The organism is Nostoc sp. DSM 114167 (genome assembly GCF_052692655.1).
This window is the reverse complement of sequence record NZ_CP195116.1, coordinates 2,978,668-3,000,960: the sequence shown is the minus strand read 5'-3', so window position 1 is coordinate 3,000,960 and position 22,293 is coordinate 2,978,668. Positions and strand designations below refer to the sequence as shown.

Sequence of the window (22,293 nt, the reverse complement as noted above, 5' to 3'; positions counted from 1 at the left end):
GTTCTTTGTCATTTGTTAAAAACCAATGCCCCATACTCTTCAGGAGTGCTGAGTTAGGAGTGCTGAGTGCTGAGTTAGGAGTTATTATTTCTCCTCTGCTCCTCTGCTCCTCTGCCCCCTGCCCCCTGCTCCTCTGCCCTCTGCCTATTTACTCTTGACTTTTGTCCGCTTTTCCTCTTGGCTACTCCGAACAATCGGGATGGTGAAGTGAAACTGACTGCCCTGGTCTTTACCAGTTGACTCTGCCCAAATTTGCCCACCCCAGCCATTAACAATTTGACGGCAAATTGCTAAACCAAGTCCAGTTCCGCCGGTGGTGCGGCGCAGCGATCCCTCTTCTTGATAAAAGCGGTCAAAAACTACTTCTAAACGATTTGGTTCAATGCCGCGTCCAGTATCAGCTATAGTCACTTCGACCATTTGACGGCTGTTGTCAATCGCTTTAATCGTGATTTTTCCTTGAGGTGGCGTAAATTTCAAAGCATTGTCTATGAGTTTTGCCAGTACCTCGACTAGCCAATCACCGTCAGCTCTAACTAAAGGTAGATTTTCGGCAATTTGAGTCTTGATTTGGGGCGGCTTTTCCGTTGAGGAACGCGTGCGATTTCGGCTGAGTGCTAAATCCACACATTCTTGTAAGGTGAGGGATTCTGGATGCCATTCCACTCGGCCGCTTTCCAAGTTGGAAAGTGTGAGAAAATCTTGTACCAGTTTTCGCATCCGTTCCGAGTCGGAAAGAGCGGTGTTGAGCATGACCTGCTGCAACTCCAAGGGCATATCTGGTTCTGTAGCGAGACTTTCCAAGCACACTTGAATTGTGGATAGGGGAGTACGCAATTCGTGTCCAGTGATGGCGATGAGGTTGCTGCGGGTGCGGTCTAGGGCTTCTAGTTGCTGGTTAAGTTCTTCTAGGTTAGCGTAAGCTTCCGCTTGGATAAGAGCTGCTCCTACTTGGGTAGCGATCGCTTCTACCAAATCCAATTCTCCAGGTTGGCACTCGTGGGGTGGCATTCGGCAGTAATGTAACTCCACAATCCCCAATAATCGCCCCTGATAGAAAACTGGTTCCATCAGCCAAGAACGAATGGCAAACTTTTTGGCGATGGTAGAAAGTCCTGGCGATTTGGTAACGCGGGGGTCACTCAGCGTATCGCTGACACAAACACCTTCGCCAAGTTCTACGATGTCCCGAAATAGAGAATTTTTCTCTAACTCCCAGGTTTGCCCACAAACAGATAAAATACCAGGGGTCAAAAACTCGTGTTCAATTATCGCTTGGCTATCTGTAGCTTGAGCGCGGTAAATTAAACAGCGACAAGCTTCTAGGTGTTGCCCTAATTCTTGTGCCGCCACCTGGAGAACTTCATGAGGATCGAGCGATCGCCGAATCGCAGTACTAATCGAGTTGACTAATCGCTCTTTTCGTGCTTGGGCAGCAATAGAACGGTAAGCTTTGTGCAATTTGTACTGACTAGCTTGCAAATAAGTTACTAAGCGCTGCACAAAAGGATCTGTATCAATGTCACAGGCATACTCGTTTACCTGTTCGGTTCCAGAGTAGTTTCGCGGTTCGCCAATGCCAAACCTCTGACGTGCCTGTTGAATTTTACTTGTCAGTTCTGGTCTGTAAACCAAAACCCTATTTAACAACAATTCGGCGGCTTTCAGGCTAACTCCCCTTTCTGATGTCCAAATTCCCTCAAATCTTCGGGCTGTGTCTATATCCAAATTAGGGCTTAGTTCCGGTAGTTGGTTGTTTTTGGCAAGAGAACCAAGGTTTTCTCGGCAAACCAAACAAGTAGCATAATTGTCAGCAATCACTACCAAATGCCACTCCTGACTTAAGCCATCCGTTGCCTCAAAAGCCACTTTTTCATAGTGTTCCGAACTGTTGGCAAAATCCGTTTCTGGAGCAGATAATACGTATATTTGATTACTTCGCAAAGCAAGTCGCTGGTAGCGATGAGCTTCTTGGCGGTAGAATCGCTCTCGCTGGAAACTAGCAATTACAAGGGGTTTCGCTAAAGTCGCAGCCAAAACTTGATCTTCCATCGCGTGGGAGAGCGCCGTTAGTGAAGCCTTAAAATATAGCTGGGGCCGCAAGTAGGGTAGGGACTTTAGCAGATCACTCAGCACAGAAGTCGAAATGCTCATGAATTATTGTTAAACGCTCAACCTCGATCAGATCCACGTCACAGCTGCATTGTACAAATTCCAAGGGACTCTCAAGTTAAATAGATAGTTGCAATATGTAAAGAACGCTAAAAAGCGCTTTTCGCCAAAGCTAGTCGCAACACTTTGTTACTAATTAAGGGGCATGGGTACACTTGATTTACTGATTGACAACCTATTACGCCCAATATACATTCAGGTTAACTGATGCTTTTGCTTGTACAGGTAAATTTTTTCGGGAATAAGTACTAAAACATTAATTATTGTATGGTTTTAACTACTGTGTCTGCTAATAACCACCGACGATCGATTTATAGTCCATACGTTGGTAAAATAGCCTGTCGTAGACATTGCCTACTTTGCCGACGTTAATTTCTGCTTGCTAAATAAATTTTCTTAGCCAAAGATCATGACTGCGATATTTACATAACTTAATCACTAATGTTGATTAAACTTAATCAATTAATTATCATAAATTAGTCTAATCAAATATCAAAGATTATTTAAAATTTTGTGTCTCTCTACGATACGCTGTTTTTTGTTTAAACTACGTGTCGAGACACAAATCTTTCTTTTATCGACCTAAATAAATTTAGTTGCTCTGTCTCAAAGCAAAAGGGTATTTATTCTTTCATTCTGCCTCTTGGGTAAGAGACTTATACTCAAAAGACCACAAAAATATAGACCTGTACACGGAACTTTGTCTAATGACACCGGATACGCTAATCACCCCAGAAAAAATTTTTCTGGATGGAAAAACTTTTATTCCTGCCGAACAATTACCGATCCCGGAATGGCCTTGTGTTGTGAGTGAAAGATCGCAACCGACACTAACGGTTAAAGATGATGATTTATTTTTTGTGACAGATACTATCGGGAATATTTCTGGCTGTTCCCTTAACGATGGCAATCCCAGTATGGGACTGTTTTGTTGTGATACGAGATTTCTTAGTCGCTTGGAGGTGCAAATTGAAGGGCGATCGCCTGTACTCCTCAGTAGTACTGCCGAAAAAGGGTTTTCACTCTCAGTTTTGTGTACCAACCCCAGAATTGATGAACGCCTCAAAGCCGAAACTGTAGGAATTCGCCGAGAAATCGTGCTGAATGGAGCATTATTTGAAGAAATAGAAGTATCTAACTACAGCACAACCACTGTCAATTTTGAACTAACCATCAGCTTTGATGCGGATTTTCTTGATTTATTTGAAGTCCGTGGCTATGACAGAGAAAAACGAGGTCGGCTTTTACGCTTAGTAGAACCGACGACTGAGGAAGGAACATCTTCTCATATCGATGGTGTTGCACCAGTACCTAAAGAGCCATCTGCCTATAGAGAAGAATCCTTAACACTCGCCTATCAAGGTTTGGACGGCTCAGTGATGGAATCCCGGATTCTATTTCAGCATCGCCAACCAGACTATTTCAAGGGTTACACTGCGGTTTGGCAGCTAGAGTTGGCTTCTCACGAAACTCAAAAGCTGGGCTACCGAGTGAATATGTTGAGAAACAACCAGTCCAGTTCAACCGTGAGCGCCGCCACCACTTTAGGACAAGCGAAAGCTGCTGAGTGGATGGAGGAGCAACACTGGGTACAACAAATTACTCGCATTAGCTCAGATAAGAGTACCTTCAATCGAGTGATTGAGCGGGCTGAACAAGATATGTATTTGTTGCGCCAGTCTTTTGGGAAGTATAAGACTGTTTCCGCTGGAGTACCTTGGTTTTCGACATTATTTGGGCGAGATTCGCTGATTACAGCTTCTCAAAGCCTGATGTTAAACTCGCAAATCGCCAAAGAAACTCTGATATTACTGGCGACATACCAAGGTAAAATTGACGACGAATGGCGCGAAGAAGAACCGGGTAAGATTTTGCACGAGTTACGTTTGGGAGAAATGGCTCGTTGTCAAGAAATTCCCCATACACCTTACTACGGTACAGTTGATGCCACTCCCTTGTGGCTGATGCTCTATGCCGAACACTATGCTTGGACTCACGATGGAGAACTCTTAGAGCAACTTTGGCCCAATGCTCTAGCGGCAATGGAGTGGATCGATCGCAATACCAAAGAAACCACTTATCTCAGCTATTTCCGTAGATCCAAACGCGGTCTTGTTAACCAAGGTTGGAAAGACTCTGGCGACTGTATTGTAGACCGTAAGGGAGAATTAGCCAACGGCCCAATTGCTCTCTGTGAGGTGCAAGCTTACGTCTATGCTGCAAAAATACGCCTAGCAGAAATAGCTAGGATGAAGAAGCGGCTTGATTTGGCAGATCGTTGGCAAGAAGAGGCGAGAAATCTTAAGGTTCGGTTTAATCAAGATTTTTGGGTAGAAGATCAAGATTTCTGCGCCCTAGCTTTGGATGGAGAAGGTAAGCCAGTAGACAGTATTACCTCAAATCCTGGTCATTGTCTGCATTTGGGACTTTTCACAGACGAAAAAGCTCATAGTGTAGCAGAACGGTTGCGGGCACCAGATATGTTTAATGGTTGGGGCATTCGGACTCTGAGTAGTTTGTCACCCGCTTATAATCCGATGGGTTATCACATTGGTTCGGTTTGGCCCCATGATAACGCTCTGATTGCAATGGGATTGCGATCGCTCGGTCTTATCGATCAAGCCTTAGAAATATTCCAAGGTTTATTTGACATGACTCAGCAGCAACCCTATCAACGTCCTCCCGAACTTTTTTGCGGCTACGAACGAAACGGTGATAATGCTCCTGTGCAGTATCCGGTTGCTTGCACTCCCCAAGCTTGGGCTACAGGTAGTGTTTTCCAACTACTGCAAATGATGGTCAACTTGGTGCCTGACGCTCAAAATAACTGCTTGCGAATCATCGACCCCGCTTTGCCAGAATCGATTAATCGTCTGTCATTTCATAATTTGCGAGTCGGCCCCACTATCCTCGATTTGGAATTCGAGCGTTCTGGGACTACGACTGCTTGTCGCGTTGCGAAAAAACGCGGCAATCTGCGAGTAGTTATTGAAGCTTAGAAAGAGAGTAGGGAGTAGGGAATTAATTTACTACTCCCTATTTTATGATTTAGTGCGATTGCTCAGTGACATAATGTCAAAATTAAGCAGCCGCAGATAACTTTTGCATCAACTCTAGGGTTTCTTTCAGTCCGTTGCAACCGAATTATTAGCCTGCGGCATTAGTCTTGCATTTCCCACATGAAATCAACCCCGTAAAAACAACCGAGGTAGAGCAGCATACCTCTGGTTTCTTCAGCAGCTATCCTGTAGTAATCTGAAATACACTGAAAGATATACCAATATTCATCTACTTCCTCATCCCATAATGTTCTGTAAACATCTGGATTCAGCACACAAGCTTCTTCATATCTCTTAGCAAACTCTTTTTCTGAAATTTGAAGCAGCGCTTCGGAGATTTGCTGAGTTTCTGAGGGAACAAGATATTTTACAGGGCCGAAATCTTTGAAACTACGTTTTGTTCCTTCAATTGAGGTTCTGCCCATCACCGCATTGATTAGCAATCGGTTGTTTTCCTTTTTTCGGGCAACAATAAAAGGTATCTGACATTCTTCCCACGGAGATATGTCCTCAGTTAGCAAGTAGTGAATCGCGTGCCAATATGAATCAATATCTAGTCTTCCAATTTTCCATTGCTCTTCAGCAATAAGAGCGTCTAAGTTATCATTTATTCCTTTTTTTTTAAGTAGGTAGGTAGATGTTGAACTGCTCCGGTTTCTAGGACTTCTTTTGCATGAAGATACAAGTCCAACACATACAAATCTTGTTTCGCTATCTCTAAAAAAGGTGCGGATATTTGTTTTAAGTTTCCCTCTATTCCCATTTGTTATCTGCTCCAAGATATTTCCTATATCTGTTCAAATGAGATGTCATACAGTTATAATTCAGACCTAAATCTTAAGGTGTGCCAGAACCTTGCCTTGTTTAACTGCTGATTGCGACAGAAAAATTGAAAACTACCGCTTAGTAGCTTCGCTGAGTGCTTCACGAATTATCTCATCACTCACACCATGCCGTTTCAAGCTGGCAATCAATGTAGAAACAGTATCACCCTCAAGTCGCTCAAGATCGGCTCGGAGTCCTTGTCCGATGTAAGCGCGAACTAATGGTTGATAACCAGAAAACCCTAACAATGGTGCTACTCGCTTCAAATCCTCAATCACATCTTCGGGAATGCGAATTGTGACTGTCGTCATTGGACGATTTTTATCGAGTCGCTTTTTTAAAACTTCAGCTTTCATAGTATTCACGTTCCTTACGCGTCGCTTTCCGAGCCGAGATGATCCGAATCATGTCATTTTCACGCTCAATGTAGACGACGTACAGAAGATGCTTTCTCCTCGTTCCAAAGGAAGGTGACACCATTAAGCACAAAAAAAACATCCACACCTCATAGTCTAGGCAAGATGTATTTACGTTGTCAATACGATTTGTTCTAAAAACTGTTAACTTACCAGCCTGACGATGCGATCGCCTCAAATTTCCGGATGCTAATAAATTTCTACTAAAAAAAATTAAGGATGTAAAAACAACAATCATTTACACCCAAACTCTTAACAGACGCGATTAATCGCGTCTCTACATTATGCTTCTTCGGAATTATCTCTTTTATGTCCTGGGGATGCTTCGTAAAGTGCATCAAGATGTTGACGCGCATCTTCAACGTTAATCGAACGCATTACCAAAAGTGGCTCTTTAATTAAATTTCCAGCGCTATCTAATAACTCTGGATGGGGTACAAACTGTTTTTTTGATGAATAATAACCATAGTTGCCTTGGTTATTCATTGGCGAGGAATTCGTCGGGTAAGTTCGCTCCCGATCGAAACTGAACATAATCAGGTTACGAATTAAGTTGCCAACAGCTATAAATGCAAGGATTGTAAAAGCAAGAATGTAAAGCAGATGTAACATTGGATTTTCCTCCAGAACAGCAATTTTTAAAACTTTATTTTGTAACGCTTTGTTTCGCCGATACTGTACTCACAGTTAAGACGAATATTCTACGCACTTTTCAGGCGCTTACACTTATATGGAGCTATTTGTCAACCGTTATTCCACTTACGGTAGCATAGGATACATTATTTTGCTAATCTAGTTAATGTTAAGAAATTGTTAAGAATTTTCTACTATCTTTTTAACGACTGATTTACCATCTTGCGTAGACGCTTTCTTGGTAAGTCTTGAGACATCGCTAAGTTGTCTGCCGAAATTTAGCGCTTAGACTTCACGTCCTTGACGAAAGCGCATTGCGACATTCCAGCATTCTGTTACTAATTCATGCCAAGGCATTAAAGTTGCCATATCAATTCCGACTTGTTTATCAGTTGCATTAAATAGCATCTTCGCCGTATTTAGTTCATCCTGGGCTTGCTTAACCCGCAAGAGCAAGTCAGATTGCTCTTGATGACTCATAAATGAGAGTTCCTCAGTTTCGAGTAAATGGCGCGATCGCGTAAACCAATGCTGAAAATCTTCCAGCAGCGGATCTAAAACCGTTTTCAACAACTCAGTCCCTGGTAAATTTGAGTCTGACATAAATAAGAGGAATATTTCAAACTTGCTTACTAATATTAACGTTATTTACGTTTCTTAATACTTTTTAGATTTCTCTCATAATTTCTTGATGTAAAATTTTGTAACAAAGAGCACAAAATTTATTATATAGTCTTGATATCTGGTTTGTACAGTGCCTTTGGACAGGCATCTATAGGTATATATGACATCGAGTTGTAATTCATAAGATAATTTCGCGATGTCTACGACGGGCTACGCCTACGCGGGCAATCCTGAATTTGACATTCAGGTAACAAATCAAAAATTTATCTTTATTTTTGGATTGAAGAATTCACGAGTCAAAATTCAGGACTCATACCGTTTCACTTTAAAAGTGATACAAATAGACGGCAGGGAGCAGGAGGCAGAGAGCAGGGGGAAAGAATTAAAGACGAATCATTTGTATCAAGTATTTTGTGAAATGGTATCAGAATCAAACCGCTACGCAAAGTCATTAGTTATTAGTCATTAGTCTAAGAGAAAGCACGCCCACTCTGTAACATAGTTTGAATTACTCCGATGCAAGAAAAAGTTTTTCTGCCCACCATCAAAGTAAGTTTACGGTGAGCTTTGTTGAACTGCTCATGGCATTGCAAGGGATGGGGTATGCACCAATAACCAATGACAAATGACAAATACTTCGACTACGCTCAGTACAAGTGACAAATGACAAATGACTACTTAACCAAAGTCGTTATAGTTGAATACCAATAACCAATGACAAATGACAAATGACTACTTAACCAAAGTCGTTATAGTTGAATAAGCCTACAGATTCAGATAAATCACCTTTTGTAATCACCTCGCCAACGGTTCAGCAGCCAATGTCGCCAAATTCATCAAATCAGTCACAACAGTTAGAACAAGTTGAAAAAATCTATTTACCGCGTACCAGCGAATCGGAGAACTTAAAAAAGATTCGCCACACTGCTTCCCATGTTATGGCAATGGCGGTACAAAAGCTGTTTCCCAAGGCGCAAGTTACAATCGGCCCTTGGATAGAAAACGGTTTTTACTATGATTTCGACAGTCCAGAACCATTTAGTGAAAACGATCTCAAAGCCATCAAGAAGGAGATGGCGAAGATTATCAATCGCAAATTGCCAGTAATTCGAGAAGAAGTTAGCCGTGAAGAAGCCCAACGCCGGATTCAGGAAATTAAGGAACCTTATAAGTTAGAAATTCTGGAAGATATCAAAAACGAACCAATCACCATTTACCACCTGGGGAATGAATGGTGGGATTTGTGTGCGGGGCCTCATCTGGAAAATATCAGTGAACTAAACCCGAAAGCAATTGAACTAGAAAGCGTTGCTGGCGCTTATTGGCGTGGGGATGAAACTAAAGCCCAATTACAACGCATCTATGCCACCGCTTGGGAAAGTCCAGAACAACTCGCTGAATATAAGCGGCGCAAAGAAGAAGCGCTACGGCGAGATCACCGAAAACTGGGTAAGGAACTGGGATTATTTGTATTTTCCGATCTAGTGGGGCCGGGTTTACCTTTGTGGACACCAAAGGGTACTCTTTTGCGGAGTATTTTAGAAGACTTCCTCAAACAAGAACAGTTAAAGCGGGGTTATCTGCCTGTGGTGACTCCCCATCTTGCTAAAGTCGATTTATTTAAAAAATCTGGACACTGGCAGAAATATAAAGAAGATATGTTCCCTTTGATGGCAGATGACGAGGAAGCAGCTGCCAATGAAGAGGGCTTTGTTATGAAGCCGATGAACTGTCCCTTCCATATCCAAATATATCAAAGTGAGTTACGCTCTTATCGCGAACTACCAATGCGGCTGGCGGAATTTGGTACTGTTTACCGCTACGAACAATCAGGGGAATTGGGCGGTTTAACGCGGGTGCGCGGTTTTACTGTGGATGATTCTCACCTGTTCGTCACTCCAGAACAGCTAGATAGTGAATTCCTTAGTGTAGTGGATTTGATTTTGTCGGTGTTCAATAAGCTGCAACTGAAGAACTTTAAAGCTAGACTGAGTTTCCGCGATCCTGCTAGTGATAAGTACATGGGTTCCGATGAAGTTTGGGATAAAGCCCAAGGCGCAATTCGCCGTGCAGTTGAAACCTTGGGGATGGAACACTTTGAAGGTATTGGAGAAGCAGCTTTTTATGGGCCTAAACTCGACTTTATCTTTAGTGATGCCCTAGAACGGGAGTGGCAATTAGGAACTGTACAAGTAGATTACAACTTGCCAGAACGCTTTGAGTTAGAGTATGTCGCTGAAGATGGTGTTCGCAAACGCCCAGTGATGATTCACCGTGCGCCTTTTGGTTCGCTGGAAAGGTTAATTGGGATCTTAATTGAAGAATATGCAGGTGATTTCCCTTTGTGGTTAGCGCCAGTGCAAGCTAGATTACTCCCAGTGGGGGATACACAGCTAGACTTTGCTAAAGATGTGGTAGCGAAGATGAGAGCCTTGGGCATCCGTGCAGAAGTTGATACCAGTGGCGATCGCTTGGGTAAACAGATTCGCAATGCAGAGAAAGAAAAAATACCTGTGATGGCAGTGGTAGGAGCTAAGGAAGTGGAAACTAATACCTTGAGTATCCGTACCCGCGCTTCTGGGGAATTGGGAGTTATCCCCGTCGATGAGGTGGTGGATAAGATGAAAGATGCGATCGCTAAGTTCGAGAATTTCTAAAATATAACCAAAGACGCACACTAATTATAATTGGTGTGCGTTTTGTCTATTAGATTCAAATCATTGGCTAGGTGGTAAGTATCTAGGCATAAATAAATTTATTGTTTGTAGTAAGGACTTTAGTCCTGATAATCCTTGCTCTGAGCGATAAATCGCTCACTACAAACTAGGAGTTTATTTTATATTTAATTAACGTGAGTTCGACGAGTGCGATTTTGACCTCTCCCCCAGCTTCTCTCCTACCAGGAGAGGGGAGCAAAAACCCTCGTTACTCGTTACTCCTCCCTCTCCTTTTAGGCGAGGAAGGCTGTCCGGGAGAGGTCTGTCGAACTCACGTTTAATTATGTCTATCTACTTAGGTTTTGGCAAAGGTGCGATCGTGTTCTACTTGCAGGCTGAAACCCTAATTTTGCAGTAACCTGTAAACTTTCTGCATAAATTGATTTAAACCTACTGACAATATTAATCAGGTGAATTCATGAGTTTTGAATACTCATTAACGGAGTTCAAAGGTGGATTCATCCAGTTAAAAAAATCATTTTAATTTTAACTTTTCACTAGAATTTGCAGGTCAGAAAGTATCACAGACAACAAAACTTTTATCGATTGCCGCACTTAAGAAAACTTTTCGAGTTATTCAATACTGTTAGGATTAATTTAAAGACTTGTGGAATCTGCTCTTCCTAAACAGACTGGACTTGCATAAATTACTGTCAACAATTTTTGACTTACATCATGAACCGCTTTACCTCTATTTTGCTCGCCGGTTTGATAGCATCTGCTTCAGCTTTGGCTATTTCTCCAAAAGCTGATGCTAATACACCAGCATCTTATTTTGCTGAGTTAGATAACTACAGCTATCAACGCAACGATGAAGGTAACTACGAACTTCATAGTCGTCACTATAGAAATGATGATTATGACCGCGAGAACGACCTTCGCAACATTCGTGATGATCGCCGATACGATCGCGACAATAACCGTCGCTATGAGCGCGATCGTAATCGCCGTTATGAACGCGAAAATAATCGCCGATATGAACGCGAAAATAATCGCCGATATGAGCGTGATAATAATCGCCGTTATGAACGCGAAAATAATCGCCGTTATGAACGCGAAAATAACCGCCGTTATGAGCGCGAAAATAATCGCCGTTATGAACGCGAAAATAATCGCCGATATGAGCGCGAAAATAACCTTCGCAACATTGATAATAACCGTCGCTATGAGCGCGATCGCGGCTGGGAACGTCGAATCATTGTGCCTACGTATTAATCTTAGTTCCAAGTGAACTGAGCATTGATTCTACTTGGCAGTAGGACAGACACAATCTCTTTATTCCAGTCATTCCAATATCTGACTTTTCACTCTTATTTAGAAAACCTCGCTTCTATTCCCTAGTTAATGAAGCTTGCTCAGGGATTAGGTTTAGCGTTAGCTTTTCTATATGATGTGAAAGGTCAGATTTTTATTAAATTAAGAATTTACCCTTAGAGGATGTTTGAAAAGTCCTCTTCTTGGTAGCAAAACGTTCTAGATCCCCCTAAATCCCCCGATAAATTGGGGGACTTTGAAAGGTTTTGCCCCCCTTTTTAAGGGGGGTTGGGGGGATCAATAAGTGCCTAAAATCACAGCCAACCACTTTTCAAACAACCTCTTAGTCTAGACTCATTAATGGAGTTCAGAGGTTCATTAATGGAGCTAAAAGGCTCATTAATGGAGTTCAAAGGCTCATTAATGGAGCTAAAAGGCTCATTAATGGAGTTCAAAGGCTCATTAATGGAGCTAAAAGGCTCATTAATGGAGTTCAAAGGCTCATTAATGGAGATAAAAGGCTCATTAATGGAGCTAAAAGGTTCATTAATGGAGATAAAAGGCTCATTAATGGAGATAAAAGGCTCATTTGAATTAAATCAAAAATTTCGCCTCAGACTATAAGTCTCTTTCTTAAATTACGAATTACGTTAGCGTAGCGGGGCGTAGCCCATTACGAATTACGAATTAATCTCACGTCCTTGGCCGCAACAATTGCACAAAGGTATCACTCACAGTATGGTCTTTGGTATCGGCAGCGTATTGAACTAATTTTTCCTTCAGTTCTGTGGCTGCATCTAACGGGAGTAACGTTGCTAGCAAAAAGTAGACGCCGCGAAAACGGGGGTCATTCATGTGGTCAATGAGACGATTTTTAGCTTCCTCACTCTCGCCGAGAAAGTTCTGCACCAAAAAGAAATCCATAATCTTATCGTGGCGGAAATACCATTCTCTCTTAGCTTCGCCTTTTTCGTCTTGCCACTGACGGCTGACAACCATTTTATATTTATCGTCTGACAATGACTGTAATACCTGATAAAATTCATCCGCAGGTAACGCCTGTTCATCATTCAACCGCATTTGATAGACTGCATCGGAGAATTTTTTCAATGGAAATTCCTGGTTCCATTCTTGCAAATATTCTGCTGCCATCAATTGATATTGATGTTGTTGCAAGTGAAACAAATCGGGGTATTCGCCTTGGGATAGCATCAGGGCTACCACAGTTAAATCCATTGGATTAGAGAGAACCTTCTCAATCGCGCTTAATTCCTCTGGTGATTGCTGATTACTAAGGGCTTTGGTTAAAAAACTAGTAGTGGCTTGCTCATAATTAGTACCTTGAACTTTGGCATTTTTGGGCAGTCGTGGCTGACGGGAAATCAGAAATTGCTGAATTTGTGGTTCTTCAAGGGGCAGCAATTTATATATTTTGGCTGTTGAAGGTGGTGTCCACTCTAGGGGTTGGGTGGTCATGATGATGTTACCCCGGAAATAGCTTTCGGCAAACTGACAGATTTTTGCCCTGGTGTCGGCGCTAACTTCATTGAGTCCGTCAATGCAAATATCTAATGCACCACTGTAAATTAAATTCTTGAGAAAATCAGCATCTTGTGCTTGTCCGTGCAGCTTGGCTTGAATTGCCTCAATTACCCCTTTGTCACACTTGTGTGCAGGTAAATAAACCACAAGCCGCCCAGAAGTTTTTACCAAATAGCGCAGATACATCGACTTACCCAAGCCGGAATCACCTTCTAAAATGACTTGTCCTTTGATGCTAGGTAGCACTTGGGTAATTGGTACGGGTTCATCTACACCCGGAACTTTCACTTTAGAATTTGGGAAGTAAGCTTCGGGGTTAAAATTATCTAAGCCGGCATCGGCTAGTAGAGAAGGCTTGAAGGGTTCAAATAACTTTTCGCGGAAAAAGGGAACCCAGGTGAGAATTAAGCCGACGTAGCCAATACCAAGAATGCGCCTTACCCAAGGGTTCCAGAAGAAGATGGCTTGAACTTGGGGAAATTTGGGATAAGCGAAGATGAGGACAAGCCAAAAGGCAGCGTGAATCAAAATAGTAGTTCTGGCGTTGAACAACCACTGCCAAGTTTTGAGGTTAATTATTACTGATTGCAGCGAATCAGCTTCGTTGTAGCCGGCATTTTTGAGGTTGTTGTAGTGAGTTTCTAAAATAGCAATATCTTGTGGTTGCCAAAAGACTTTTCTGGCAACTATAGCAATTTGCTTTGCTAAGTCTTCCCGTAATCGTGCTAAACCTTGGCTAGGTTCCCAGACTTGGGCAAATATTTTGAGAGTTTTATCACCGCGATCGTGGCTTAATGAAGCAGGAAGCGTTTTAGTCTCAGGAAAACCCAGCCATGTCAGCAGTGTTTTGACTTCATCAGTGCCACCACTCAGAAAATATGTCAAAAACCGCCACCGTGCAAATTCTGGTTGACCTTCGTAATAGACGTTATCCAGAATTACAACAATATTATTCAGGTTGAGTTGTTCTATCTTTGCCAATGGCGATGCTGTAACGTAACGAACATTTGAGTTAACGGTTTTATCCTTGAGTAAGTCGAGGATGTCTTTGAGGTAGGGTTTGGCAACCTCCCCCAGATTTCCCAATGCCACTGCTGCACTGAAACGAACATTTGAGTTAACGGTTTTATCCTTGAGGATATCGAGGATGTCTTTGAGGTAGGGTTTGGCAACCTCCCCCAGATTTCCCAATGCCGATGCTGCATAGTAACTAACAAGTGGGTCAACGGTTTTATCCTTGAGGATGTCAGCGATGTCTTTGACGTAGGGTTTGGCAACCTCCCCCAGATTTCCCAATGCCTCTGCTGCACTGAAACGAACAGACTGGTCAACGGTTTTATCCTTGAGGATGTTAGCGATGTCTTTGACGTAGGGTTTGGCAACCTCCCCCAGATTTCCCAATGCCTCTGCTGCACCGGAACGAACACTTGAGTCTACGTTTTTATCCTTGAGGATGTCAGCGATGTCTTTGACGTAGGGTTTGGCAGTCTCCCCCAGATTTCCCAATGCCACTGCTGCACCGTAACGAACATTTGAGTCAAAGGTTTTATCCTTGAGGATGTCGAGGATGTCTTTGAGGTAGGGTTTGGCTGCCTCCCCCAGATTTCCCAATGCCTCTGCTGCACCGGAACGAACATTTGAGTCAACGGTTTTATCCTTGAGGATGTCGAGGATGTCTTTGACGTAGGGTTTGGCTGCCTCCCCCAGATTTTCCAATGCCACTGCTGCACCGGAACGAACATTTGAGTCAACGGTTTTATCCTTGAGGATATCGAGGATGTCTTTGAGGTAGGGTTTGGCAACCTCCCCCAGATTTCCCAATGCCACTGCTGCACCGGAACGAACATTTGAGTCAACGGTTTTATCCTTGAGGATATCGAGGATGTCTTTGAGGTAGGGTTTGGCAACCTCCCCCAGATTTCCCAATGCCACTGCTGCACCGGAACGAACAGACGGGTCAACGGTTTTATCCTTGAGGATATTGAGGATGTCTTTGAGGTAGGGTTTGGCAACCTCCCCCATATTTCCCAATGCCACTGCTGCACTGAAACGAACAGACGGGTCAACGGTTTTATCCTTGAGGATTTTGGCAGCTTTTTGAGCAATATCTTCTGGTTTCTTCCCCAAAGATTTTAAATCTTTCAGATCGTATTCAGCTAATTTGTTGAATGTATAGCTCTTTACTTCGTCATATCTATCATCAAGGGCAGCAACAATACCGTTAATCTGCCACGCTTCTGGTTCGGGCTTCGGCTGTTCTTTCGCGCTTACCCAAGGCAGGGCGAGGAGGAGTGTCAACAGCAGGGTAAGGGGAAAAATGAAAAAGAGCGACGATCGCTTTTTAATTATGTGCAGATACATTTGTATAATTCGTAATTCGTAATTCGTAATTTCTTTAGTAGAGAAAGAGAAGGGAGTTAGATTTTTTACTAGTAAATCAGGAACCGCTACAGTTATCTTTTTATCGTCTGATAACTCAACCTAGCTAGAAATGGAATATTAATGTAAATACTACAGGTACACGAATTTAAAAAGATACGCCCAAAGTATAGTACTGAGCTTCCTTGAGCGATGGTGCGACGCCGATAGCGAAGCGTTAGCGAGTCTTCGAGCGTCATAGCCCGCACTTCGGCAAGCTCAGTGACCATCGTAGACATCGCCTACTCAAACCACTGCACGAGATAATAACAATACCTCGTTTGATTGTTGGCGATCAGTCAATGTCTTTTGATAACCTCTGCAAACTCCTGTCCGAAAAACATCCTGCTACCTTTGCCAGTTGGGTATTAGGAACACCGCAAACTTCCGTCAAAGTCCTCAAAACCGAATTGAGTATCGAACCAATTCGCGCTGATTATGTCACATTTTTACAGCTACAAGGACGCATTCTCCACCTGGAATTTCAAACCAAACTAGAATCTACACCACCCCTACCCCTGCGGATGCTAGATTATTGGGTACGCTTGTATCGTTTATATCGTCTACCAATAACGCAAGTTGTCGTATTACTGCTTCCCCCTGCACCGGGAACAGTAATTGAAACTGTCTTCTGTGTCGAAACTACTCGTCATGAATATCGCGTGATTCGCTTATGGGAAGAAAATCCTGAACTATTCCTCAATGAGCCAGCTTTGTTACCGTTAGCACCACTAACAGCAACCACGCAACCCCAAGCATTATTGCAACAAGTTGTGGTCAAAGTTAATCAACTTGAGCCAAGACAACGACCAGAAATTTCCGCGTATACCCAAATCTTAGCGGGGTTAAAATACAATCAAGACTTGATTCGACAATTATTTCGGGAGGGTATGATGCGCGAGTCAGTAATTTATCAAGAAATTCTCGCTGAAGGCGAACAACGCGGCGAACAACGCGGACGGGAAGAAGGACGAAAAGCAGAAGGGCAATTGCTCATTCTCCGTCAACTTACACGACGGGTAGGAGAATTACCCCAAGAGATGCTAAACCGGATTGAAACTCTCTCCTTAGAACAATTAGAAAATCTCGGTGAAGCATTGTTGGATTTTCAGGCGATCGCGGATTTAGAAGCCTGGTTTGCTACATTAGAGTTCAATTAACTTGAAGCCCCAAGGTTTGAGAGCCGCTAAAGCTATTTCTTCACTTACACCTTCATAAGCCTCCCATTCCAACGGATGCTCTTTGGGATGTCCGTCGCCGACATTACCTGCAACTTTAATTATCGGACAGTTGGCAATGCGATCGCGCTCCAATCCTCTTGGAACTACTAGTTGGATTTTGTGCCCGATAAACTTCGATGTACTATCATTAGCTACAGATTCACGGATTAAACAAATATCACCAGCAGTCCCCCAAGTCGTTTGGTAAATGTGGAGGAATGATATATAAGTTGCTGGTTTGATGGGTTTTTTTATAACGTGCATTATCTGTAATCCTTACACTATGAGTCAAAAATCATAAATCATATAAGTATTTTCTATCACGTTCGTAGGGAAGAATGTTCTTAACTGACATTTTCCACCTAGCCCAGGGGGGCAGGGGAGCAGGTGGTCACTGAGCGTAGCCGAAGTGGGAGCAGGGGGAGAGTTAGAGACTAATCATTTGTATCTAGCATTTCGTGAAATGGTATAAAGCTCAAAAGACGATAATTGCCCACATACTAACTCCCAAAGCGATCGCTGTTAGGTGTTGCAGTATGAGCGATCGCGCTGGTTGCTTGGCAATTTTTTGCGTTAAAAACATAGTCAGTAACACGGAGAAAATTATTGTTGCACCTTGCAAAAACTCAATCACGGCTGGGTGAGCAACTAATATTGGCAATGGTTCGCCACTCAAACCAAAAGTAGCAAAGGTAACAGGTAAAATCCGCCCGCCTTCGCTTAAGCCCAAACGTAGATAGTGAGCTAAGTTGCCTCCCAATACTAATGGTAGGTAGCCGTAGGCGAGTTCTACAAACGATCGAGGCTTACGGTTAGCGTTGAACACTTGGAACAAGCCATAAGCCCCAAAAATAAAAGCTGCTGGGATAATTAACACTAGCAGCGATAATCCCAAGTGCTGCCAAAAATCAGTTAAATCCAGTTGTAAGCCTAACCAAGATTGCAATTCTGGCAAGCGATGTAAATATATACCACCCAACAGCAATAACAATAATGCTACTTCATAAGTACGGGGTACATGAGTTGTCCACAGTTCAATTCCAGGGGGACGCAAGTTGAACTCAACAGAGCGATGGGGACAAGCTTTCAGGCAAGTCATGCACAGTACGCAATCTCGGTTATCTTCTAATTGGGCTGGATGTGAGTATAAAGGACATCCATTCGTTTCCATACCTTCGCCCTTTTGCGGCCCGCCTTTATAACACTGATAAGTGGTGCAACTGGCAGAACATATCCCTTGCTGTGCCCGGAGTTCGGTCATTGAGAGTTTGGCAAATAAACCATTCATCCCGCCGATGGGACAGAGATAGCGACACCAAAACCGCCGCTCAAAAATAGCCGAGAAAATCATTGCCCCAGCAGTAATTAATAGCAGCAAACAAGCGCTGAGGTAAGCAGTATTTTCTAAATGCCAGAGTTCTTCCCATAAGAAAATTAGGGTAAATAAACCAAAGAGGAACCATCCGCCCCATTTTTCAGCTTGTTCTCTCGGCCAGCGCTTGAGTTTTCGAGGCCACAGCCATAAAGAGAGCTTTTGGGTGATTTCTCCATAAATCATGAAGGGACAAACAGAACACCAGATACGTCCTAAAAAGGGAAAGAGAAATAAGAAGAAAGGCCACCACCAAGCCCAAAATAGATTTAAGACGAAATTGCGATCGCGGGTTTGCGGCCCAATAAATAATATTGCCACAATAATCGCAAAAGCCGTTGCAGTAAAACCATAATTAATGCGATCGGGCCACCAATCACTACGTAAAAACCGCCGCAAATCAGGATAGGCATTTAACAAATTTACTCGAAATCGTTTTTTCTTAGTTTCGGCGGGCCAGAAAATTTCTTCTGTTAATTCATTTGCACCCTCAGCTTGGACAATCGCTCTTTCTACCAGATTTTTCAATTCCCTGAGATTGCCAGGAAAATCATAAGACTGGAGGCGACGCAAAGCTTCTGGGGTAATGTGCGGTTTAGAAATCCCTCGAGAGCGTGTATAAAGACTGGTATAATATTCGACCTGTGTCTGAATATCAGCTTTCCGCACCCGTAGCGGTGGTACTTTAATAATGTGACCAACAGAACGTTCAACTGTCGGCTGAGTTTTTTCTGAAACAATCAGAATTCTGGCTTGACTGGGACGAGGTTTGGGTGTTGAATCTCCAGAACGACTGACGGGGGTATATTTACCAGTTTTGAGCAACTCCGTCACCGCAGGTAATAATTCTTCGGGCAATTCTTGGATATTGTTGAGAACTAGAGTACCTTCTCCCAACCATTCCAACAGCCCTGGTTTGCCGCCAGCACGACCAAATAAATCTGCACCGCTAGTTTGGAGAATACCACAATTTAGTTTAATAATTGGTTCTCGCCGTTTCGGAGAACCAAAGTGGATAAGAGCTGCTATATTGTCTTTTTCTAACCCTGGTTCTCCGAAAATATCTACTGATTTGCGATCGCCAGCTGCTTCTCGAATTTGCTCCCGCAACCGCACAGCATAGCGACTTGTACCAACAATTCCCCGTTGTGCTTTGGTGACTAAATATGGGCGCAAAGCAATAGAACGTTCTTGTTCATAGCCAAGTGCAGATGTTACCTGAGCTAATTCTTGAGCCAATTGACGCGAAAAAGCCTGAGCAATTTCGGGGTATTGAGTGACTAATTCTCGGAATTTAGCAGCAGGTACAACCCACAAGTGACATTCGGTTACTGTCGTAATTGTGAATGGAGTTGATTCATCCAACAGCAATTCTTTGAGTTCAATCACCGCACCGGGGAGAAATCCACAAGCTAAAGCTGGGTTGTTTTGATTGGTACTATTGCTTTCGAGTTGACCTTCTACAAGAATATAAAGGGCTTCTGGAGAATTGCCTTCACTAACTAAGTCAGTTTCGCCGGGTACAACTCGTTCTTCAATTACTTGAGCGATCGCATTTAATACTTCAGGCGAGAGAATTCCTAAACTTGTGCGTTCTTGTAGCCATGTAACCGTTTCTGGAGATGTCATATTTAGTTCTCCCTGTAGGCTGCTGTATAACAAGAATTATCGCTGAAAGAGTATGTCAAAATATCTATATTCAGTTGTTGTGTATTAAGACACAATGTGCATTGACTTCTTGCAAAAGTCATTTTTGCACTCTTGCGGGAAAAGGAACTGATGTTTTTTATTGTTCCTTTCCCCTTTTCCCCAAACCCAATTCCCTACAAATGCCAAGAAGTCTATTGACTTCTTGCCCAAGTAGACTAGTAGTTCGCCAAGTGAACGCAAGCGGGGGAAAGGGGAAAGGGGAAAGGTTTTAAATCCCTTACCCTTTACCCCTTCCCCTTTCCCCAGCCCTCACTCAGCATTTTTGGGTTGGCAGACTACTAGACTTTTTGCATAAGTCGGGAAAAGGAGAAGGGGCAAGGGGAAAAGGCTCTGCAAAAGTCCCCTTCCCCTTTAACCTTTACCCTTTTCCCCAAGAGTGCAAAAAGCACAAATGCCAAGAGGTCTACTCTACTTCAGTCCACTAAACAACGAATGGGCAAACAAAGCGGCTTGAGTGCGATCGCGTAAACTCAAGCGACTGAGAATATTAGTAACATAATTCTTAACAGTGTTTTCTGAAAGAAACAGCGATTCGGCAATTTCTCGGTTATTAGCTCCACTAGCAATTAACCGCAATACATCTAATTCTCTGGCCGTGAGTTGTGCTAATTCTGGAGGGGGTTGCACAGACGTGACAGGTGTGGTAACTGGCGTGAGTGCTTTCTCAAACAATCCCGGCCCGAGTAGGGTTTGTCCTTTGTAGACGGATCGAATTGCTAACATTAATTCATCTGGTTCGGTGTCTTTGAGCAAATAGCCTTTTGCACCCAGCCGCATCGCCTGGAAAACATACTCATCATCATCGAAGGTGGTGAGGACGAGAACTTTAATTTCAGGATATTGTTGAGCGATCGCTTTTGTGGTAGCAACTCCATCCATTACGGGCATCCGAATATCCATTAGTACAATATCGGGTTTCAGTGCGGCAACCTGTTCGAGTGCCCGTTGCCCATTCTCCGCCTCACCGATTACCTGCATCTGGGCATTGGACTCAAGCATACTCTTAAGTCCCTGGCGAATAAGATGCTGATCGTCAACTAATAAAATCCGAATCATAAGCTAAAACACCAATAGCTTTGAGAGTGGCAAAGAAACAGAAATACAGCAACCTGTTCCTAGTTGACTGTGGAGATTTAACTGACCGCCCAGTGCAACCGACCGTTCTCGCATCCCTTGTAATCCAAACCCGGTTGTATTTTGAGTGGGGTTAAAACCTTTTCCATTGTCTTCGATTGACAGATGAATCATCCCAGTGTGAGCCAGAAGTTTAACGGTGACACTCGTCGCCTCGGCGTGTTTGCAAATATTTGTCAGCGATTCTTGCACAATGCGGAATAAAGCCGTGTTTACTTCTGTTGGTAAGGTGTGCGGGAGATCGATTTTACAAGATGGTTCAATACCTGTGGTTTGCTGAAAATCTGTCAGCAGCTTTTCAATAGCTGATTTGAGAGATTGCCCTTGCAAAGGATTTGAACGCAAAACCGAAAGCGATCGCCGAATTTCTAACAGCGCTTCAGCCCCCAGTTCTTTTGCCTGTTTGAGAAATGTTAATGCTTTGTCATTATTTGATTGCCAAAACAACAGAGTATTATTAATCTGAATGGTTTGGGCGGCGAGAGTGTGTCCCAACCCATCATGAATTTCGCGGGCAATTCGGTTGCGTTCTTGCAAGGTTGCTTGATCTTCAATCCGCAAGGCATACTGACACAGTTGTTGATTGATGATCTCTAATTGCTGATGAGCAATTTCTAACTGCTCTCGACTTTGGCGCTCTGCAAGCAGAGCATTAATTAACAATAAAGCGAATACTAAGGTTAAGCTAAACAATAATATATTACTTAATCGCCAATCCCAGGACATGAGGATCAGCTTATCTGGCAGAAAATTCTCAGGTACAATCGGTCTTGATAAAAGCAGCGTTCCATAAGCAAGCAGAGATAAAATCAAGACAGCCAACTGTCCCGATCGCTTAAATATGAGACAACTCCGCATCACCAATACCAGACACAGCAGGAAAACGGAGCGAGTCGATAAAGTATGTTGAGTTGCTGGCAGTAAAATTAAACCAAATTCCAGGGCTGTATAAATTAATTTACTTTCCGGCTTCACCATTGGTAGCCTCAAACCCATCAAGCTGAAAGTTGCGATCGCCATAACTCCTAGCGGCAAAGACCAGGACAACTGAAACGGCAGCAGAACTTCCATGAACGCTGCTGTGGCTAATAACAGCCACTCTAGGTAAAGCAACAGACGAAAAGATGGATAGGTCAAGCTAACCATAGAACTGTTCCAACTCAATGGTCTTTGTAACAAAACCATAGGTATTTTCAC

Annotated in this window: 16 protein-coding genes; 5 read left to right on the top strand and 11 right to left on the bottom strand. The window is 43.1% G+C overall.

Features of this window, described 5'->3' with window-relative positions; all coding sequences use genetic code 11:
- Window positions 1-144: 144 nt before the first annotated feature.
- The gene (locus tag NSTC731_RS12770) at window positions 145-2,154 is read right to left on the bottom strand and encodes a DICT sensory domain-containing protein (protein ID WP_445631129.1); all 2,010 of its coding nucleotides are present in this window, start codon (window positions 2,152-2,154) and stop codon (window positions 145-147) included.
- Between the two features lie 725 nt (window positions 2,155-2,879).
- On the opposite strand from NSTC731_RS12770, the gene NSTC731_RS12765 reads away from it, so the two are divergent.
- The gene (locus NSTC731_RS12765) at window positions 2,880-5,171 is read left to right on the top strand and encodes an amylo-alpha-1,6-glucosidase (protein WP_445631128.1); all 2,292 of its coding nucleotides are present in this window, start codon (window positions 2,880-2,882) and stop codon (window positions 5,169-5,171) included.
- Window positions 5,172-5,332: 161 nt separating this feature from the next.
- Here the strand turns inward: NSTC731_RS12765 and NSTC731_RS12760 are convergent, their stop codons facing one another.
- The 5 genes from NSTC731_RS12760 to NSTC731_RS12740 form a co-directional block, all read right to left on the bottom strand.
- The gene (locus tag NSTC731_RS12760; protein ID WP_445631127.1) at window positions 5,333-6,010 is read right to left on the bottom strand and encodes a DUF1877 family protein; all 678 of its coding nucleotides are present in this window, start codon (window positions 6,008-6,010) and stop codon (window positions 5,333-5,335) included.
- Window positions 6,011-6,127: 117 nt separating this feature from the next.
- Window positions 6,128-6,412, bottom strand: a complete 285-nt coding sequence (locus tag NSTC731_RS12755) for a hypothetical protein (protein WP_445631126.1) — start codon at window positions 6,410-6,412, stop codon at window positions 6,128-6,130.
- A complete protein-coding gene (locus NSTC731_RS12750) occupies window positions 6,402-6,536 on the bottom strand; it encodes a BrnT family toxin (protein WP_445632077.1) in 135 nt (44 codons plus the stop codon). The genes NSTC731_RS12755 and NSTC731_RS12750 overlap by 11 nt, the downstream gene beginning before the upstream one ends.
- 218 nt (window positions 6,537-6,754) lie before the next feature.
- On the bottom strand, window positions 6,755-7,084 hold the full coding sequence (locus NSTC731_RS12745) for a DUF2973 domain-containing protein (RefSeq protein WP_194045128.1): 330 nt from the start codon (window positions 7,082-7,084) through the stop codon (window positions 6,755-6,757).
- Window positions 7,085-7,390: 306 nt separating this feature from the next.
- Window positions 7,391-7,708: a DUF2605 domain-containing protein gene (locus tag NSTC731_RS12740; protein ID WP_322698212.1), complete on the bottom strand. Its 318-nt coding sequence runs from the start codon at window positions 7,706-7,708 to the stop codon at window positions 7,391-7,393.
- An 842-nt stretch (window positions 7,709-8,550) separates the two neighbouring features.
- Here NSTC731_RS12740 and thrS point away from each other — a divergent pair.
- The 3 genes from thrS (at window position 8,551) to NSTC731_RS12725 (ending at window position 12,324) form a co-directional block, all read left to right on the top strand.
- Window positions 8,551-10,386, top strand: a complete 1,836-nt coding sequence (gene thrS, locus NSTC731_RS12735) for a threonine--tRNA ligase (RefSeq protein WP_445632076.1) — start codon at window positions 8,551-8,553, stop codon at window positions 10,384-10,386.
- A 735-nt stretch (window positions 10,387-11,121) separates the two neighbouring features.
- Entirely contained in the window at window positions 11,122-11,661 is a 540-nt protein-coding gene (locus tag NSTC731_RS12730; protein ID WP_445631125.1) for a hypothetical protein, read from the top strand.
- Between the two features lie 420 nt (window positions 11,662-12,081).
- Entirely contained in the window at window positions 12,082-12,324 is a 243-nt protein-coding gene (locus tag NSTC731_RS12725) for a hypothetical protein (RefSeq protein WP_445631124.1), read from the top strand.
- 69 nt (window positions 12,325-12,393) lie between these two features.
- Here the strand turns inward: NSTC731_RS12725 and NSTC731_RS12720 are convergent, their stop codons facing one another.
- Window positions 12,394-15,603 (bottom strand): HEAT repeat domain-containing protein, encoded by a 3,210-nt coding sequence (locus NSTC731_RS12720; RefSeq protein ID WP_445631123.1) that lies wholly within the window; start codon window positions 15,601-15,603, stop codon window positions 12,394-12,396.
- Between the two features lie 359 nt (window positions 15,604-15,962).
- Between NSTC731_RS12720 and NSTC731_RS12715 the strand changes: the two genes are divergently transcribed.
- The gene (locus NSTC731_RS12715) at window positions 15,963-16,820 is read left to right on the top strand and encodes an Rpn family recombination-promoting nuclease/putative transposase (RefSeq protein ID WP_445631122.1); all 858 of its coding nucleotides are present in this window, start codon (window positions 15,963-15,965) and stop codon (window positions 16,818-16,820) included.
- On the opposite strand, the gene NSTC731_RS12710 is transcribed toward NSTC731_RS12715, so the two are convergent.
- From NSTC731_RS12710 to NSTC731_RS12695, 4 genes are all read right to left on the bottom strand, one after another.
- Complete coding sequence (locus tag NSTC731_RS12710; protein WP_445631121.1) at window positions 16,806-17,144, bottom strand: hypothetical protein; 339 nt, start codon at window positions 17,142-17,144, stop codon at window positions 16,806-16,808. The genes NSTC731_RS12715 and NSTC731_RS12710 overlap by 15 nt on opposite strands.
- Window positions 17,145-17,355: 211 nt before the next feature.
- Window positions 17,356-19,881: a cyclic nucleotide-binding domain-containing protein gene (locus NSTC731_RS12705; RefSeq protein WP_445631120.1), complete on the bottom strand. Its 2,526-nt coding sequence runs from the start codon at window positions 19,879-19,881 to the stop codon at window positions 17,356-17,358.
- A 489-nt stretch (window positions 19,882-20,370) separates the two neighbouring features.
- Entirely contained in the window at window positions 20,371-21,018 is a 648-nt protein-coding gene (locus NSTC731_RS12700; RefSeq protein ID WP_445631119.1) for a response regulator transcription factor, read from the bottom strand.
- A gap of 3 nt (window positions 21,019-21,021) precedes the next feature.
- Window positions 21,022-22,242: a sensor histidine kinase gene (locus NSTC731_RS12695; RefSeq protein WP_445631118.1), complete on the bottom strand. Its 1,221-nt coding sequence runs from the start codon at window positions 22,240-22,242 to the stop codon at window positions 21,022-21,024.
- Window positions 22,243-22,293: the final 51 nt, after the last annotated feature.